Source organism: Pseudomonas sp. GW821-FHT02H09 (genome assembly GCF_059421425.1).
Map to the genome: position 1 here is coordinate 235,928 of NZ_JBWKVA010000007.1, position 16,735 is coordinate 252,662.

Annotated in this window: 14 protein-coding genes, 4 tRNA genes and 3 pseudogenes; 11 read left to right on the forward strand and 10 right to left on the reverse strand. The window is 57.9% G+C overall.

Annotated features, from left to right (window positions below; translation table 11 throughout):
* Nucleotides 1–32 precede the first annotated feature (32 nt).
* From AC07VR_RS11925 to AC07VR_RS11940, 4 genes and pseudogenes are all read right to left on the reverse strand, one after another.
* Complete coding sequence (locus AC07VR_RS11925) at nucleotides 33–1,373, reverse strand: sigma-54-dependent transcriptional regulator (RefSeq protein WP_495011319.1); 1,341 nt, start codon at nucleotides 1,371–1,373, stop codon at nucleotides 33–35.
* A gap of 2 nt (nucleotides 1,374–1,375) precedes the next feature.
* Nucleotides 1,376–1,771 (reverse strand): annotated as a pseudogene (locus tag AC07VR_RS11930) (sensor histidine kinase); the annotation flags it as partial.
* Nucleotides 1,772–1,827: 56 nt separating this feature from the next.
* A complete protein-coding gene (locus AC07VR_RS11935) occupies nucleotides 1,828–2,061 on the reverse strand; it encodes a PP0621 family protein (protein WP_495011320.1) in 234 nt (77 codons plus the stop codon).
* A 111-nt stretch (nucleotides 2,062–2,172) separates the two neighbouring features.
* Entirely contained in the window at nucleotides 2,173–3,195 is a 1,023-nt protein-coding gene (locus AC07VR_RS11940) for an outer membrane protein assembly factor BamD (RefSeq protein WP_495011321.1), read from the reverse strand.
* Nucleotides 3,196–3,345: 150 nt separating this feature from the next.
* On the opposite strand from AC07VR_RS11940, the gene rluD reads away from it, so the two are divergent.
* From rluD to AC07VR_RS11985, 9 genes and pseudogenes are all read left to right on the forward strand, one after another.
* Nucleotides 3,346–4,308, forward strand: coding sequence for a 23S rRNA pseudouridine(1911/1915/1917) synthase RluD (gene rluD / locus AC07VR_RS11945; RefSeq protein WP_495011322.1), 963 nt, complete (start codon nucleotides 3,346–3,348; stop codon nucleotides 4,306–4,308).
* Nucleotides 4,305–5,030, forward strand: coding sequence for a peptidoglycan editing factor PgeF (pgeF, locus tag AC07VR_RS11950; RefSeq protein WP_495011323.1), 726 nt, complete (start codon nucleotides 4,305–4,307; stop codon nucleotides 5,028–5,030). Before rluD ends, pgeF begins: the two co-directional genes overlap by 4 nt.
* A gap of 132 nt (nucleotides 5,031–5,162) precedes the next feature.
* The gene (gene clpB / locus AC07VR_RS11955) at nucleotides 5,163–7,727 is read left to right on the forward strand and encodes an ATP-dependent chaperone ClpB (protein ID WP_494993621.1); all 2,565 of its coding nucleotides are present in this window, start codon (nucleotides 5,163–5,165) and stop codon (nucleotides 7,725–7,727) included.
* 299 nt (nucleotides 7,728–8,026) lie between these two features.
* Nucleotides 8,027–8,102 (forward strand) — tRNA-Asn (locus tag AC07VR_RS11960).
* A gap of 9 nt (nucleotides 8,103–8,111) precedes the next feature.
* Nucleotides 8,112–8,188, forward strand: a tRNA-Pro gene (locus tag AC07VR_RS11965).
* A 5-nt stretch (nucleotides 8,189–8,193) separates the two neighbouring features.
* A tRNA-Lys gene (locus AC07VR_RS11970) sits at nucleotides 8,194–8,269 on the forward strand.
* A 94-nt stretch (nucleotides 8,270–8,363) separates the two neighbouring features.
* Nucleotides 8,364–8,440: transfer RNA gene (locus AC07VR_RS11975), tRNA-Pro, on the forward strand.
* Nucleotides 8,441–8,601: 161 nt separating this feature from the next.
* Nucleotides 8,602–9,372: pseudogene (locus AC07VR_RS11980) on the forward strand (MCP four helix bundle domain-containing protein); the annotation flags it as partial.
* Nucleotides 9,364–10,227, forward strand: coding sequence for a methyl-accepting chemotaxis protein (locus AC07VR_RS11985; protein ID WP_495011344.1), 864 nt, complete (start codon nucleotides 9,364–9,366; stop codon nucleotides 10,225–10,227). The pseudogene AC07VR_RS11980 and the gene AC07VR_RS11985, both read left to right, overlap by 9 nt.
* A gap of 120 nt (nucleotides 10,228–10,347) precedes the next feature.
* Here AC07VR_RS11985 and AC07VR_RS11990 read toward each other — a convergent pair whose 3' ends face one another.
* From AC07VR_RS11990 to AC07VR_RS12005, 4 genes and pseudogenes are all read right to left on the reverse strand, one after another.
* Nucleotides 10,348–11,646: an NAD(P)/FAD-dependent oxidoreductase gene (locus AC07VR_RS11990; RefSeq protein WP_494995643.1), complete on the reverse strand. Its 1,299-nt coding sequence runs from the start codon at nucleotides 11,644–11,646 to the stop codon at nucleotides 10,348–10,350.
* Nucleotides 11,647–11,706: 60 nt separating this feature from the next.
* On the reverse strand, nucleotides 11,707–11,880 hold the full coding sequence (locus AC07VR_RS11995; RefSeq protein ID WP_494995644.1) for a DUF3094 family protein: 174 nt from the start codon (nucleotides 11,878–11,880) through the stop codon (nucleotides 11,707–11,709).
* 66 nt (nucleotides 11,881–11,946) lie between these two features.
* A pseudogene (locus AC07VR_RS12000) lies at nucleotides 11,947–12,069 on the reverse strand (MOSC domain-containing protein); the annotation flags it as partial.
* Nucleotides 12,070–12,089: 20 nt separating this feature from the next.
* The gene (locus AC07VR_RS12005) at nucleotides 12,090–12,716 is read right to left on the reverse strand and encodes a DUF1780 domain-containing protein (RefSeq protein ID WP_494995645.1); all 627 of its coding nucleotides are present in this window, start codon (nucleotides 12,714–12,716) and stop codon (nucleotides 12,090–12,092) included.
* Nucleotides 12,717–12,944: 228 nt separating this feature from the next.
* Between AC07VR_RS12005 and AC07VR_RS12010 the strand changes: the two genes are divergently transcribed.
* The gene (locus AC07VR_RS12010) at nucleotides 12,945–13,625 is read left to right on the forward strand and encodes a class I SAM-dependent methyltransferase (RefSeq protein ID WP_494995646.1); all 681 of its coding nucleotides are present in this window, start codon (nucleotides 12,945–12,947) and stop codon (nucleotides 13,623–13,625) included.
* Nucleotides 13,626–13,809: 184 nt separating this feature from the next.
* Here AC07VR_RS12010 and AC07VR_RS12015 read toward each other — a convergent pair whose 3' ends face one another.
* Both AC07VR_RS12015 and AC07VR_RS12020 read right to left on the reverse strand, forming a co-directional pair.
* Nucleotides 13,810–15,177, reverse strand: coding sequence for a sensor histidine kinase (locus tag AC07VR_RS12015; RefSeq protein WP_495011324.1), 1,368 nt, complete (start codon nucleotides 15,175–15,177; stop codon nucleotides 13,810–13,812).
* Entirely contained in the window at nucleotides 15,155–15,847 is a 693-nt protein-coding gene (locus tag AC07VR_RS12020) for a response regulator transcription factor (RefSeq protein ID WP_495011345.1), read from the reverse strand. Before AC07VR_RS12020 ends, AC07VR_RS12015 begins: the two co-directional genes overlap by 23 nt.
* A gap of 148 nt (nucleotides 15,848–15,995) precedes the next feature.
* On the opposite strand from AC07VR_RS12020, the gene AC07VR_RS12025 reads away from it, so the two are divergent.
* Entirely contained in the window at nucleotides 15,996–16,703 is a 708-nt protein-coding gene (locus AC07VR_RS12025; RefSeq protein ID WP_494995648.1) for a response regulator transcription factor, read from the forward strand.
* Nucleotides 16,704–16,735: the final 32 nt, after the last annotated feature.

Genomic DNA, 16,735 nt, shown 5'->3' on the forward strand with positions numbered 1-16,735 from the left:
CGCCTGAGGGATGCTCTCGCAAGAGTCCCTGCTCAATCCAGCCCTAGTTTCTTCAAGCGATAGCGCATCGAACGAAACGACAGATTCAGACGCCGAGCTGCTGCCGTGCGGTTCCAGCGGTTCTCTTTGAGGGCCTGGAGAATCAATTTGCGTTCGACGTTTTCCAGGTAGTTTTCCAGGTTGTCGATGTGCGCCAGATCCGGTTCACCGGGTTCGGCTGTGCAACTGCCTTCTGCCAGACGCAGGTCACCCGCTTCGATCTGTTTGTTTTCGCAGAGGGTATGCGCACGTTCAAGCACGTTCTCCAGTTCGCGCACATTGCCCGGGAAGCGATAGCTTTTGAGCGCGTCCAGGGCTTGCGGGTGCAGCTGCGCCGCCGGCAAGCCGCTGTCCGCGGCCAGTCGCTTGAGGACGTTGCTGGCCAACGGCTCAATATCGTCGCGTCGCTCGCGCAGTGGCGGCACCCGCAGTTCGATCACATTCAACCGATAATAAAGATCCTGACGAAAGCGTTCAGCGGCGACTTCGGCGTCCAGATCCTTATGCGTGGCACACAAAATGCGCACCTGGACCACGACTTCCTGTTGCCCTCCGACGCTGCGAATGGCTTTCTCCTGAATCGCCCGCAACAGTTTGACCTGCATCGCCAAAGGCAGGTCGGCCACTTCGTCAAGGAACAGCGTGCCACCGTTGGCTGCCTGAAACAGCCCGGGTTTGTCTTCGATTGCGCCGCTGAAGCTGCCTTTGCGATGGCCGAAGAATTCGCTCTCCATCAGTTCTGACGGAATCGCGCCACAGTTGACTGGCACGAATGGTCGGCTGGCACGCGGGCCTTGCTCATGAATCAGCCTGGCCACCAGCTCCTTGCCACTACCAGATTCTCCGCTGATGTACACCGGTGCCTTGCTGCGAGCCAGTTTATCAATGTGTTTGCGCAGGCTGCGCATTGGCAAAGAGTCGCCGAGCAGACGGCTGTCGATGGACGGAGACTGGCTACCCGCAGCAGGCAGGCGAAGGGTGCTTGCCACCAGCTCCCGCAGGCGGCTCAGGTCCACCGGTTTGGTCAAAAAGTCGAAGGCGCCGGCTTTCAGGGCGTTGATCGCCGTTTCCAGGCTGCCATAGGCGGTGATCATCGCCACCGGAGTCTGCGGGTAACGCTGCTGGATGTGCTGCACCAGTTCCAGCCCGGTGCCGTCGGGCAAACGCATGTCGGTCAGGCATAGATCGAAAGGTTCCTGAGCCAGCCAGCGACGAGCTTCGCTGGCATTGCGGGCACTTTGGGTGTCGAGCTTCATCCGGCCTAAAGTGATTTCCAGGAGTTCGCGAATATCCGGCTCGTCATCGACGATCAGGACTTTTTGCCGTGGGCCCATATTCAACTCTGTTTTCGTCCGTGAGCAAAGGTGATGCAAAAGCAATCGCCGCCTTGGCGTGATTCGAAGTCTAGGCTGGCCTGGTTGCTTTCGCACAGCTCGCGGGACAGATAGAGACCCAGGCCAGTGCGTTGGATATCGGTGGTGAAGAGGGGTTCGAACAAATGCACCCGATGTTCATCGTCCACACCGGGGCCGTTATCCAGTATTTACAGGGTCGGCAGCTCGTTTTCGGGTTCGATGAACAACTTCAGCCGGACCTCGGCGTGTTCGTGAGCCTTGGCGTTGTGGCGAAATGCATTTTGTCGCAAGTTGTTTAGTTCTTGGGGCCGTTGATTCGGGTCCATCAAAGTGTCGAAAGAACCCGTACCGATCTGCAGATGAATCTGTTTGATGTCAGCCAATGTGAGGCTGAAGACGTCAACGGGCCTGTTTGCCGCCGGGACTTAAGGTTTCAGCGGTCACGTGAATCCGGGCCTTGCTCCAGGTGCGCCTGGCTGCAATACCACTGTTGTTGAAGACGTAACGCACGGTCGCGGGGCAAATGCACACCGCAGTGGGCACAGCGAACCATAGGCGGCGCGCTTTGCTCACTGGGCGTATTGGTCGCAGAAGTTGAGCGCTTGATCTTGCGCCAGAACCATACCGCAGCAGCAATCAGAGCGATCCAGAACAGTAAACGAACCATGGTGACCAGCTTTTCGACGAATGATCCGGCAGTTTAGCCAAGGACAAGACAAGCGCACAGCGCAATAAAAAAGGGAGACTCGAAAGTCTCCCTTTTGGTACCGCGCTGGCGTCAGTCGAACACGCCGAAGGTCATACGGCTGAACCACGAACGGTCGCCCTTGTTACCTTCCGCTTCGTGTTGTTCTTCTTTGACGGCGTCACCGTTTGCATCTTTAGGCTTGAGATCGGCCGGGATCGCGTCTTTGGCATCCTGGAACTGCCTCATCACATCCTGGTTGGCGCGGGTTTCGCCCGGCGGCAGCGGCGGACGGGATTCGATCAGGCCCAGGGTCACTTTGCTCAGCCACGAACGGTTGTCCGCTTCGGCAACCCGCGGTACGAACTGACCGCCCACCAGCGTCGGGTGGTTCGGGTAGTTGAGCTTCAGGGTTTCCAGGCTGGTATTGGCCAGTTCGTCCAGGTGCAGACGCTGGTAGGACTCGACCATCACCGCCAGGCCGTCACCGACCGAAGGGGTTTCCTGGAAGTTTTCCACCACATAACGACCGCGGTTGGCAGCGGCTACATAGGCCTGACGGGTCAGGTAGTAGTCAGCCACATGGATCTCGTAGGCCGCCAGCAGGTTGCGCAGGTAAATCATGCGCTGCTTGGCATCCGGCGCGTAGCGGCTGTTCGGGTAACGGCTGGTGAGTTGCGCGAACTCGTTGTAAGAGTCTCGAGCGGCACCCGGGTCACGCTTGGTCATGTCCAGAGGCAGAAAACGCGCCAGTAGGCCGACATCCTGGTCAAAGGAGGTCAAACCCTTCAGGTAGTACGCATAATCCACGTTCGGATGTTGCGGGTGCAGTCGGATGAAACGCTCGGCGGCGGACTTGGCAGCTTCGGGCTCGGCGTTCTTGTAGTTAGCGTAGATAAGCTCAAGTTGAGCCTGATCAGCGTAGCGACCGAATGGATAGCGTGACTCCAGAGCCTTCAGCTTGGCTGTGGCGCTGGTGTAGCTGTGGTTGTCCAGGTCGGCCTGCGCCTGCTGGTACAGCTCGACCTCGCTCAGGTTTTCGTCGACGACTTCCTTCGATGAGCAAGCAGCGGTCAATGCGAGGATGGCGATCAGCAGCAGGTGTTTCACTTGCATGGCGGCTTGCGTCCCTATGACGGCCGCTGTCTTGGGCGTGGCCGTCCTGTTATGATGAACGCCCCGTTGTAAGCCACGGGGCAAAAGACGCCGTATTTAACCACAAGCGCGCAGCCGAAACCAAAGGCTGTGCCGACGCCTAGTCTGAGCATGTCCGATAAAATTGAACTTCGCGCAGAGGTGCCGTCCGAATTGGGCGGCCAACGCCTCGATCAAGTCGCCGCACAATTATTCGCTGAGCACTCGCGCTCGCGCCTTTCCGCCTGGATCAAAGACGGCCACCTGACTGTGGATGGAGCGGTTATCCGCCCGCGAGACATAGTCCATGGTGGCGCCATTCTTGAGCTGACTGCCGAGCAGGAAGCCCAAGGAGAATGGATCGCTCAAGACATCAAGCTCGATATCGTCTATGAAGACGACGACATCCTGGTAATCAACAAGCCTGCGGGCCTGGTGGTGCACCCGGCTGCCGGTCATGCTGATGGCACTCTGCTCAACGCCTTGCTGCACCACGTGCCGGACATCATCAATGTGCCGCGCGCCGGTATCGTGCACCGTCTCGACAAGGACACCACCGGTCTGATGGTGGTGGCCAAGACGATTCAGGCGCAGACCCAGCTGGTCACCCAGTTGCAGAGCCGCAGCGTCAGCCGGATCTACGAGTGCATCGTGATCGGTGTGGTCACCGCCGGCGGCAAGATCAACGCGCCGATCGGTCGTCACGGCCAGCAGCGTCAGCGCATGGCGGTGATGGAAGGCGGCAAGCAGGCGGTCAGTCATTACCGCGTACTCGAGCGTTTCCGCTCCCACACTCACGTGCGGGTCAAGCTGGAAACCGGTCGTACGCACCAGATTCGCGTGCACATGGCCCACATCAACTTCCCGTTGGTCGGAGACCCTGCCTACGGCGGACGTTTCCGCATCCCGCCGGCCGCTAGCTTGACCATGGTCGAATCGCTGAAAACGTTCCCGCGTCAGGCACTGCACGCGCGTTTCCTTGAGTTGGACCATCCGACCACCGGTAAACGCATGAGCTGGGAATCACCACTGCCGGACGACTTCGTCTGGTTGCTGTCGCTGCTCAAGCAGGACCGCGAGGCGTTCATCGGATGACGAATTGGTTGATTCCTGACTGGCCTGCGCCGGCCGGGGTGAAAGCCTGCGTCACCACTCGAGCGGGCGGCGTCAGTCTGGCGCCGTTCGACAGCCTCAACCTGGGCGACCATGTCGAGGACAGCCCTGCGGCTGTTGCCGAGAATCGCCGTCGTCTGACTGAACACTTCTCTATTGAGCCGGTCTGGCTGCAGCAAGTTCATGGCGTTGCCGTGGCTCATGCAGATCCCGGTCTGGTCGCAACCGCTGACGCCAGTTGGTCCGCGACACCGGGCATCGCCTGTACGGTGATGACAGCGGACTGCCTGCCTGCGTTGTTCTGTGACCGCGCCGGCACTCGCGTCGCAGCGGCCCATGCCGGGTGGCGCGGGCTGGCGGCTGGCGTGCTTGAAGCCACGCTGGACAGTCTTGCCGTGCCACCTTCCGAGGTACTGGTCTGGTTGGGGCCGGCCATCGGCCCGCAAGCGTTTGAAGTCGGTCCGGAAGTTCGCGAGGCCTTTGTCCAGCAACTTCCCGAAGCGGATCAGGCCTTTGTCCCGAGTCACAACACCGGCAAGTTCATGGCCGACATCTATCTGCTGGCGCGCCTGCGTCTGGCAGCTTGCGGCGTTACGGCCGTGTACGGCGGCGGTTTCTGTACCGTGACCGATCCTCGCTTCTATTCTTACCGCCGCAGTCCTCGCACCGGTCGGTTTGCCTCCCTTGTCTGGCTCGAACACTAGACTCTCCTGACCTGCGTCAACCCTGCGTCGCTTGAATCTTCCAGAATCGACCGCATCTTGTGGGGTATCTGGCAGGTTTTCTTCATTAAGGTGTGTCCATCGCTCCGGCCTGCCCAACTAGGAAGGTGACTCATGCGTATAGACCGTTTAACCAGCAAATTACAGTTAGCCTTATCCGATGCCCAATCTCTGGCAGTCGGCCTCGATCATCCGGGCATTGAACCTGCGCACCTGATGCACGCGCTGCTTGAACAGCAGGGTGGCTCGATCAAGCCGTTGCTGATGCAAGTGGGCTTTGACGTCAACAGTCTGCGCAAAGAGTTGAGCAAAGAGCTCGACCATCTACCAAAAATCCAGAACCCTACCGGCGACGTCAACATGTCGCAGGATCTGGCGCGCCTGCTCAATCAGGCGGATCGCCTGGCGCAGCAAAAAGGCGACCAATTCATTTCCAGCGAACTGGTGTTGCTCGCGGCAATGGACGAGAACAGCAAGCTCGGCAAGTTGCTGCTCGGCCAAGGCGTCAGCAAGAAAGCACTGGAGAATGCGATCAACAATCTGCGTGGCGGCGAAGCGGTCAATGACGCCAACGTTGAGGAATCGCGCCAGGCCCTGGACAAATACACTATCGACCTGACCAAGCGCGCCGAAGAAGGCAAGCTTGACCCGGTAATCGGCCGTGACGACGAAATTCGCCGGACCATTCAGGTGCTGCAACGGCGTACCAAGAACAACCCGGTCTTGATCGGTGAGCCAGGCGTGGGTAAAACCGCCATCGCCGAGGGCCTGGCCCAGCGGATCATCAACGGCGAAGTGCCTGATGGCCTAAAAGGCAAGCGCCTGCTGTCGTTGGATATGGGTTCGCTGATCGCGGGTGCCAAGTACCGTGGTGAGTTCGAAGAGCGCCTGAAGTCGTTGCTCAACGAGCTGTCGAAGCAGGAAGGGCAGATCATCCTGTTCATCGACGAGCTGCACACCATGGTGGGCGCCGGTAAGGGCGAAGGCTCGATGGATGCAGGCAATATGCTCAAGCCGGCGCTGGCGCGAGGCGAGTTGCATTGCGTTGGCGCGACTACTCTCAATGAATACCGCCAATACATAGAGAAGGACGCTGCGCTCGAGCGGCGTTTCCAGAAAGTATTGGTAGACGAACCGAGCGAAGAAGACACCATTGCGATCCTGCGCGGTTTGAAGGAGCGTTACGAAGTCCACCACAAGGTGGCGATCACCGACGGCGCAATCATCGCCGCGGCCAAGCTGAGTCATCGTTACATCACCGATCGCCAGCTGCCGGACAAGGCCATCGACCTGATCGACGAAGCGGCCAGCCGTATACGTATGGAGATCGACTCCAAGCCAGAAGTGCTCGATCGCCTGGAGCGCCGTTTGATTCAGCTTAAGGTTGAATCCCAGGCGCTGAAGAAGGAAGACGACGAAGCCGCGATCAAACGCCTGGAGAAGTTGCAGGGGGAAATTGTCCGGCTGGAGCGTGAGTATTCGGATCTGGAAGAAATCTGGACCTCGGAAAAAGCCGAAGTGCACGGCTCGGCGCAGATTCAGCAGAAAATCGAACAATCCCGTCAGGAGCTGGAAGCTGCCCGTCGCAAAGGTGATCTCAACCGTATGGCCGAGCTGCAATACGGGGTGATCCCGGACCTGGAGCGCAGCCTGCAGATGGTCGATCAGCACGGCAAAAGCGAAAATCAGTTGCTGCGCAACAAAGTGACCGAAGAAGAGATCGCTGAAGTCGTTTCGAAGTGGACCGGTATTCCGGTATCGAAAATGCTCGAAGGTGAGCGCGACAAGCTGTTGAAGATGGAAAGCTTGTTGCACCAGCGCGTTATCGGTCAGGACGAGGCCGTGGTGGCGGTAGCCAACGCGGTGCGGCGTTCTCGTGCCGGGTTGTCCGATCCGAACCGTCCAAGTGGCTCGTTTATGTTCCTGGGCCCTACCGGTGTGGGTAAAACCGAGCTTTGCAAGGCCCTGGCCGAATTCCTTTTCGATACCGAAGAGGCGATGGTGCGCATCGATATGTCCGAGTTCATGGAGAAACACTCTGTGGCGCGGCTGATTGGTGCCCCTCCGGGCTACGTAGGCTATGAGGAGGGCGGCTACCTGACTGAGGCGGTGCGTCGCAAACCCTATTCGGTGATCCTCCTGGACGAGGTTGAGAAGGCCCACCCGGACGTGTTCAACGTGCTGCTGCAAGTCCTGGAAGATGGCCGGTTGACTGACAGCCACGGGCGGACCGTGGATTTTCGCAATACGGTGATCGTGATGACCTCCAACCTGGGCTCTGTGCAGATTCAGGAGTTGGTGGGTGATCGTGAAGCGCAGCGGGCTGCGGTGATGGATGCGGTGTCTACCCACTTCCGTCCGGAGTTCATCAACCGGATCGATGAAGTCGTGATCTTCGAGCCTTTGGCCCGGGATCAGATTGCTGGCATCACCGAAATCCAGCTGGGCCGTCTGCGTAGCCGTCTGGCTGAGCGTGAGCTGAAACTGGAGCTCAACAGCGAGGCGCTGGATAAGCTGATCGCGGTGGGTTACGACCCGGTATACGGCGCACGACCGCTCAAACGAGCGATTCAGCGCTGGATCGAGAACCCGTTGGCGCAGTTGATCCTTTCGGGGCGGTTTATGCCTGGGGCCAGCATAAAGGGGACTGTGGAGAACGACGAGATCGTTTTCGCCTGATCATCCGCTACGCTGCTATAGAAGAGGCCTCGCACTGCGAGGCCTTTTTTTTCGATAGGGCGTTGAACTGTAAGACAAAGGCTTGTAAAGTGCGCCCCGCAGTATGTCAGCCCAGCGGTTTCTTCTCCCCAAGGAGAAATCTGAAAAAAGTCGCAAATCATTGTCTTAAAAGCATTTTAAAGGGTTGACAGGGGTTTTTAAGATTGTAGAATAGCGCGCCTCAGACACACGAACGCAGCGATGCGAACATGTAGAAGAGAGTGAAGTACGCAGCAAATGTTGTAATTGAAATATGTAGTTCCGTGATAGCTCAGTCGGTAGAGCAAATGACTGTTAATCATTGGGTCCCAGGTTCGAGTCCTGGTCACGGAGCCAATTTCAAACCGGGGTATAGCGCAGTCCGGTAGCGCGCCTGCTTTGGGAGCAGGATGTCAGGAGTTCGAATCCCCTTACCCCGACCATTTTTGGGTCGTTAGCTCAGTTGGTAGAGCAGTTGGCTTTTAACCAATTGGTCGTAGGTTCGAATCCCACACGACCCACCATTTTTGAAACCAGCTAATGCTGGAATCGAATCTTAAGATCAGAGGCCAAAAGCGCTGATCGAAGAAGGCGCCTTTCAACGGTGCCTTTTTTTACCGGGGTATAGCGCAGTCCGGTAGCGCGCCTGCTTTGGGAGCAGGATGTCAGGAGTTCGAATCCCCTTACCCCGACCATATTAAAAATCCTCGTATCGAAAGATACGGGGATTTTTTTTGGCTGTTGAAAAATCTCCGTCGCCTTCAGTCATCGTACAACTTGCCGATAACGAGTTGACGGGGGACTGCCGCAGTAACGCCCCTTTACTCAAGCCACGACAAGAAAAAGGGCGCTCGTTATGTTGCTTCGTCAGTTGAATATCGCTCCTCGCGCAGCGTTGGGATTTGCCCTTATTGCAGTGCTGGTCGCCTTGCTCGGCGTGTTTGCACTGGGACAGATGTCGAGTATTCGCGACAGTGAGGTCGCGGTAGAGAACCAATGGCTGCCGAGCATTCGTGGCGGCGACGAGATCCGCGAGATCATGTTGCGCATCCGTACCATTTCCCTGCGCATGGCCCTGGATCCGGATCTGAAGAACATTGCGCAGTACCGCAGCCAGATGGACACCCGCGACAAGGAGCTGAGCGACAAGATCGCCGCCTACGATAAGCTGGTCACCACCGCCGAAGGCAAAGGGTTGTATGAGCAGTTCAAAAAAGCCTTCCTGGCCTATCGTTCGGGCATCGCCCAGTCCTTCGTCCTGGCCGAGCAAGGTCGGCGTGACGAGCTGACCAAGCTGCTGCTGGTCGACATGAAAACCGTGGTCGACGGTTCCGGCAAGCAGCTCAATGACCTGGCAGAACTGTTCGCCAAACAGGTCGCCACTGAAAGCCAGAACTCCGCAGCGCATTACGAAACCTCGCGCCTGATTGTCAGCCTGTTCATCGGTCTGGCCGCTCTGGCCACCGTCGGACTCGCCATGTTGCTGACCCGCAGCATCGTGCGCCCTCTGACCGAAGCCCTGAATGCAGCCGAAAACGTGGCGCGGGGCGACCTGACACGGGCCATCGAAACCCATGGCAACGACGAAGTCAGCCGTTTGCTCAAGGCGCTGGCGACCATGCAGCAGAACCTGCGGGAAACCCTGCAAGGCATCAGCAGTTCGGCCACGCAATTGACCACGGCGGCGGATGAGTTGAACGCGGTGACCCTCGACAGCACTCAGGGACTGCAACAGCAGAACAACGAGATCGAACAGGCGGCGACCGCAGTCAACGAAATGACCACCGCCGTGGAAGAAGTCGCGCGCAATGCGGTGTCGACTTCCGATGCGACTCGCCAGTCCAGTGAGTCGGCGCATCTGGGCCAAGAGCGGGTCAGCGAAACCGCCAGTGCCATCAGCGCCTTGGCCAGCGATGTGCAGCACACCGGTGAACTGGTGCAGTCGCTGGCCAACCAATCACAGGACATCGGCAAGGTGCTGGATGTGATTCGCGCCATTGCCGAGCAAACCAACCTGTTGGCGCTAAATGCCGCGATCGAAGCCGCACGTGCGGGGGAGAGCGGGCGAGGTTTTGCAGTGGTGGCCGATGAAGTACGCGCGCTGGCGCATCGCACACAGCAATCGACTCAGGAAATCGAGCAGATGGTGCAGGGCATGCGCAACGGGTCGAGCCTGGCACTCGAGTCCATGCAGGCCAGCGCCTCCCGTGCCGCCAGTACGCGGGTACTGGCCGAGCGGGCAGGCGAAGCCCTGCAAACCATCACAGCGTCGGTGCATGAAATTCACGAGCGCAATCTGGTGATCGCCAGTGCCGCCGAAGAACAGGCGCAAGTGGCGCGGGAAGTGGATCGCAATCTGGTGAACATCCGTGATTTGTCGATGCGTTCTGCGGCGGGTGCGGATCAGACCAGCGCTTCCAGCCATGAACTGTCGCAGCTGGCCAACGCGTTGCAGGGCATGGTACGGCGCTTTCAGGTGTAAATTTGAGCGATAAAAAAATGTGGGAGCGAGCTTGCTCGCGATAGCGGACTGCCAGTTAACACAAGTGTTGACTGACCTACCGTCATCGCGAGCAAGCTCGCTCCCACCTTATTGGCTTTATCAGTGCAGTTTCAGACGCGGTTCAGTCCCACGGCCAATCTTGCTGCCCAGCATCAGCATTGCCGTGCGGAACGGACCGTACAGCGCCACCTGGTGCATGCGGTATAGCGACACGTAGAACATCCGTGCCAGCCAGCCTTCGAGCATGACGGTGCCGGTCAGGTTGCCCATCAGGTTACCCACAGCCGAAAAGCGCGACAACGAGATCAGCGAGCCGTAGTCGGTGTACTTGTACTCCGGTAGCGGCTTGCCTTCGATCCGCAGCTTCAGCGACTTGGCCAGCAACGACGCTTGCTGGTGTGCAGCTTGCGCCCGTGGCGGAACGTTGCGGTCTGTGCCCGGTTGCGGGCAGGCCGCACAGTCGCCGAAGGCGAAGATGTTTTCGTCGCGGGTGGTTTGCAGGGTCGGCAGTACTTGCAGCTGGTTGATCCGGTTGGTTTCCAGGCCGTCGATATCCTTGAGGAAACCCGGCGCGCGAATCCCGGCGGCCCAGACTTTCAGGCTGGCCTTGATCTCCTGGCCACTGCTGGTGATCAGCGTATCGGCAGTCACCTCGCTGACCGCCGCGTTGGTCAGTACGGTGACGCCGAGTTTCTCCAGGGTTTTATGCACCGGGCCGCCAATCCGTTCCGGCAGCGCTGGCAGTACTCGAGGACCGGCTTCGATCAGGGTGATGTACATGTTTTCCGGAAGAATGCGGTCCAGACCGTAGGCTGCCAGTTCATGGGCCGCGTTGTGCAGTTCGGCCGCCAGCTCGACACCGGTAGCACCGGCACCGACGATGGCCACGCTGATTTGCTGGACTGTATCGGATTGACCGGCATGGGCGCGCAGGTAGTGGTTGAGCAATTGCTGATGGAAGCGTTCGGCCTGTTTTCGGGTGTCCAGGAACAGGCAGTGTTGCGCTGCGCCTTGAGTACCGAAATCGTTGGTGGTGCTGCCGACCGAGATCACCAGCGAGTCGTAACCCACCTCGCGGGCCGGCACCAGTTCCAGGCCGTTTTCGTCGTAGGTAGCGGCCAGCTGGATTTTCTTCTGTGCCCGATCGAGCCCGCTCATGCGCCCTAGCTGGAACTCGAAGTGGTTCCATTTTGCCTGGGCGACATAGTTGAGTTCGTCTTCGGAAGAGTTCAGGGAGCCGGCGGCCACTTCATGCAGCAGCGGTTTCCAGATGTGGGTCAGGTTCGCGTCGACCAGCATTACACTGGCCGTACCACGCTTGCCCAGAGTCTTACCCAGACGGGTAGCCAACTCCAGACCGCCGGCGCCGCCGCCAACGATGACAATACGATGAGTCATGGGGATATCTCGCAAGGCTAAAAGAAATCGGTGCAGTTACCCGAGCGAGCGCGAGGCAGCTCATAGCGTCAGGTAACTCACAAGTCGGCTCAACAGGCCCAGGCCAATAGTCACTGCCAGTACCACCACCAGGAGCATCCACGGCCGGAATGGCCGGCGCTCGACTCGGTTCTGGGGCAGTTGCAGGTACTCTTCGACGTGCTGCTGGTCGTCGGGTTTCAGGCGGCTGGTCATATCGGGCCTCGTCAGGTAGACGTTACTAAATGTGTTGACGCTACAACGCGGAGCCATGTTGCCAAGCTATCCGGCAATGAACGGAGCATAGCCGCTCGCAGTCAGGGGTTCGACGCGCACGCTGTCGTCCAGGCGAATGATTGCGCTTTGTAACACTCGGGCAGTGATTGCGCCATGCCCTCGCTCGGCGATCAGCTCCTGCTGCGGGCTCACAGGCTGATACCGACGTCGAAAACGATGCTGCGTCCCAGGTTGTTGCGCAGGAAGTCGGGGGCATCCGGGTGGGCAAACAGCACGCGGGCAAAGGTCGGACCGACCAGCGACAGTGAACGCCAGCCCTGGCGCAGGTATTCGGTCGGCGGCGGGAAGTGGCTGTTGAGGTCGAGCACTTCACGTTTGAGGCTGGCGAAGGCGATGATGTCCAGCTCGCCCAGCTCCATGCCGCGTTCTTTGTAGTTATGGGCTTTTTTACGCAGGGTCGGCGCCAGTCGCAGCAGGAACTCGTTGGCAGGAATGCGCCGGGGTTTGGCTTCGCGGCGCACCAGCTGGCTCAGGGAAAACGCACTGCGTCGGCGTTGCAGTTCGTCGCGCCATTCGTCGTTCAGTCGTCGTCCTTCATCGAGCACGAAGAACACCTCGAAACTGGCGTCACGAAACAGCACGTCCGGCGGCTCTCCGGCGGGAGCGAATTCGTCGGCACGATAGGGGATATTCAAGCCTTGCAGCAGGCGCTGGCAGACCCAACGCTCACGCTCCCATTTGCGGGCATTGGACAGAAACGCGTTGGCTTGTTCGGCCGCGATGGTGAGCAGGCGCAAATAATCTGAGTCATCCATATGCCAAGCTTAGCGTCCAAATGTGGTCCGAAGGAATAAAGTCTGTCGGGCACTTGCTGCCTGGCTTCGCCGCGTTTTTGAAAAGCCGGGTACCAGGCACGACCCGCTCAAGCAGTGTCGTGAAGGAGGTGCCTGAAAACAGAGGGTGAACAAGTTTTTCACAATGTATGGACCTCCTGGAGACTTTTAAATGCTTAGCCTTCGGTTCATGAGTGGCCGGAGGGCATTATGAGCAGCCCAATCAAGCTTAAGCTTTTTGAAAAAAACGTCCTGGAACATGCGCAACAATACTTGTTGGCGTATCAGGCCGGGCTTGCTCGCAGGTTGTCGCACTGGCGGGATGAACAACTGGCTCGCAAGGCATTGGCGCTGGCTGGCGAACCCGGACTCGTTCTTGATCTTCCTTGTGGCACCGGAAGATTTTGGTCATTGCTTGCGCAGAAACAGAACAGGATCATCATTGGAGCGGACAACTCGGGTGAAATGATTCAGGCCGCTTACGCCTCTCAACCTGCGCACATTGCAAAGCGCGTGCGGACGTTACAAGCATCCGCAGTTGATATCGATTTGCCCGACAATTCGGTCGATTGTATTTTCAGCATGCGTTTATTACACCACGTCGGCGAACCGCAACATCGATTGGGCATGCTTACCGAGTTTTATCGAGTTACCCGGGATGCGGTAATTATTTCCTTGTGGGTAGACGGTAACTTCAAATCCTGGCGGCGCAAGCACCATGAGCAGCGGCGGCGCGCCAGAGGAGATGGACTGGAACATCAGAACCGACTCGTTATTCCTAAGGCGGTAGCGGAGGCTGAGTTCATAAAGGCGGGGTTTCGAATTCAGGAACGACTGGATTTCATCCCGCTGTACTCCATGTGGCGAGTCTATGTCTTGCGCAAGATCTAAGGCTTCTACAGCGGGGGTTAAAGTGATCGGTGGTCAAGTGCAGGGCGACACTGAACATAGCCAGGCATATGCGCCGTTTAGGGTGGCGATCTGGACGGATACCCAATAACGCACGATGAGCATGGCTAATCGTGCTAATGGTTTAGCCAGTACCTATAACGCCGTTTCTATCGATGTCGATCACTCAAGCTGACAGTGCTTTTCCTATCAGATCAATCCGGCAACCCGGTTGTGCATCATGAACTTTGAGCGACATGTCATGTAATCGCGCAATTGCCGAAACCATACTTAAACCCAGTCCATTTCCTACCGTGTGGCGGCTGGACTCTGAGCGATAAAGGCGTCGGAACACGGCCTCTCGCTCGGCCTCCGGTATGCCCGGACCATTGTCGCTAACGCTTAGCCCGCTACGGGTCTCATCGGCAATAATATTGACGCGAACATGACCGTCAGGTGCAGAGAACTTGATGGCGTTATCGAGTAAGTTGCAGGCCGCATCGAATAATAGCTGAGGGTCACCCGACAGGTTGGCGGGCACTGAACTGGGAATGAATTCCAGGGTCATGCCACGCTCTTCAGCCAGAGGCTCGAAAAGCTCTGTGGCATCGGCGCCAATCCTGTTGAGATCGACCTGGGTAAAGTTGCTACGACGGGCACTGCCTTCGATTTCCGATATACGCAGCAGGGCGCGGAAGGTTTGCATCAAGCCCTTCGCTTCCGCAATGGCGGAATCGATGGCGCTGGCATATTCCTCTTGGCTCAGGTTGCGTCGCTGTGCACGCTCCAGTCCAGCGATCAGGCGGGTAAGCGGTGTGCGTAAATCATGGGCTATATCATCGCAGACACCTTTTACTTCACTCATCAATCGTTCAAGCGCATCAAGCATGCCGTTCACCACACTGGCGATACGATCGATGTCGTCGCGGTTGCCACGCGTGGGAAGACGTCGGCTTAGATCGCCTTCGACAATTTTCTTTATGGACCGACTGAGCGCATCCAGGCGTCGCCGGGCGGAATAACCCAGCGCAATGGCACCGAGCAGGCCTACTACCAATAACAGTGCTCCCCCGGAGATCAGGGCCTTGATCAATAGTTCGTCGAACTCACGGATGTCGTGGATGTCCTGGCCTATCAGCAAGGTTGTGCCATCTTCCAGGTGATGAGCAATAAAGCGCACAGGCCGGTCGTGGCCTTTGACTTTATCCCAGACAAATTCAGTGGGTTTGTCATAGTCGCGCAATCGAGGTAAGGACTGTAACGCTCCAGCGATGGGCTTGCCTTGGGTATTGAACAATGTGTAGGGGAGTCGCCCGTCCGGATCCTGCTCGGTATGTTTGAGGATTTCCTGCTGGCGCAAGACGGGCGTCTGTTGGCTGCGGTTATCCATCTCGTGATACAGGGCGGTGTCCACTTCGGATATGAGATACCCAGTGGTTTGCCAGTAAATATAACCAAACAAGGCCAAAAACGAGCACCCGAACAACGCCAGAAACATCAGTGCGGTGCGGAAGCTGATGGTGCGTGGAATTTCACTCAGGTGAACGGAGAACATAGCCGGCCCCGCGAATGGTTTGGAGCATGGGTGCTTCGCCATCGCTATCAATCTTGCGGCGCAGGCGACCAATATGGACTTCGATGACGTTGGTACGTTCGTCGTAGCTGTAGTTCCACACCGCCTCGAACAACATCGTGCGGGTCACAACTTGTCCTGCGTGCTGCGCCAGGTATTCAAGCAAGGCGTATTCACGGGGCAGCAAATCAATTTGCCGTTCTCCACGCCGTACTGAGCGGCGCAGCAGGTCAAGGTCAAGATTGCCAACGCGCAGACGGTTCTCGCGGTCCTGACCCGGTTGCAGGACGCGTCGTCGGCTCAGTGCATCCAGACGGGCGGTCAACTCGATGAACTCGAAGGGTTTGGTCAGATAGTCGTCACCCCCTGCGCGAAGGCCTTTGACCCGATCATCCAGTGCGCTTAAGGCGCTCAGAATCAGTACTGGCGTGGAAATGCCCGAGGCGCGTAAAGCGGTGAGCATGCCCAAGCCATCCAGAGCGCCAGGTAGCATGCGGTCCAGGATGATAATGTCAAATGTATCGTTGATTGCTTGCAGCAAACCGTCTCGGCCATTGTCGACCAGTGTCACGTCGAAGCCGTGATCCTGGAGGGCTGCTTCTATCTCGCGAGAGGTGACGGGGTCATCCTCAACAACCAATACATGGGTCATAAGCGTTAAGCGCAACTCTGTAGTTGATGTTTGCAGGTCGTGGCACTGGCTCTCGACCGGGTTGATGGCATAGTGTGCCAAATCGACATAGACGCAAAGGTCGCGGCAACATGAAAGAAAGTTTAGCTGCGCAGGCGCGGAGGTCTGCATGCGCATCCTGGTGATTGAAGACGATGCTCGTGCGGCAAGCTATCTGGTACGCGGATTGAGTGAGAGCGGGCATATCGTTGATGCGGCCGAAGATGGCCCAACCGGTTTGGCCTTGGCGCTGGAAGGTATCTACGATGCGTTGATTATCGATAGACGTCTGCCGGGTATGGACGGCTTGGCGGTGGTCCGGGAGTTGCGCCGCCAACACATTGCCATGCCGGTGCTGATGCTCAGTGCGCTGGCCTCGACTCAACAGCGAGTCGAAGGCTTGCAGGCTGGCTGCGACGATTATCTGGCTAAACCTTATGCTTTTGTCGAAGTCCTGGCTCGGCTGGATGCCTTGTTGCGTACTCGCGATCAGCAACCAGGGCCTGCGCGCAGTCTGAGGGTCGGTGACCTGTACCTCGACTGTGCTGTGCGCCAGGCAACGCGTCAGGGACGAACCATTGCTCTAGCCTATCGTGAAACCTTGATCCTGGAAAAACTCATGCGTCACAGCGGTGAAGTCGTGTCCCGCATGATGTTGCTTGAGAGCGCCTGGGACTATGAGTTTGATCCCAATGACAACGTCATCGATAAACATATCTATCGCTTGCGTCGCAAGCTGGACGAAGGGTTTGATCACTCTCTGATCATTACAATTGCAGGCGTGGGTTACCGGCTCGACGCAGGTGACGATGCATCCGGCAACGAAGCGGTTGATTAACACGCGGGTTATTCAGGATTGGAATGCCACTG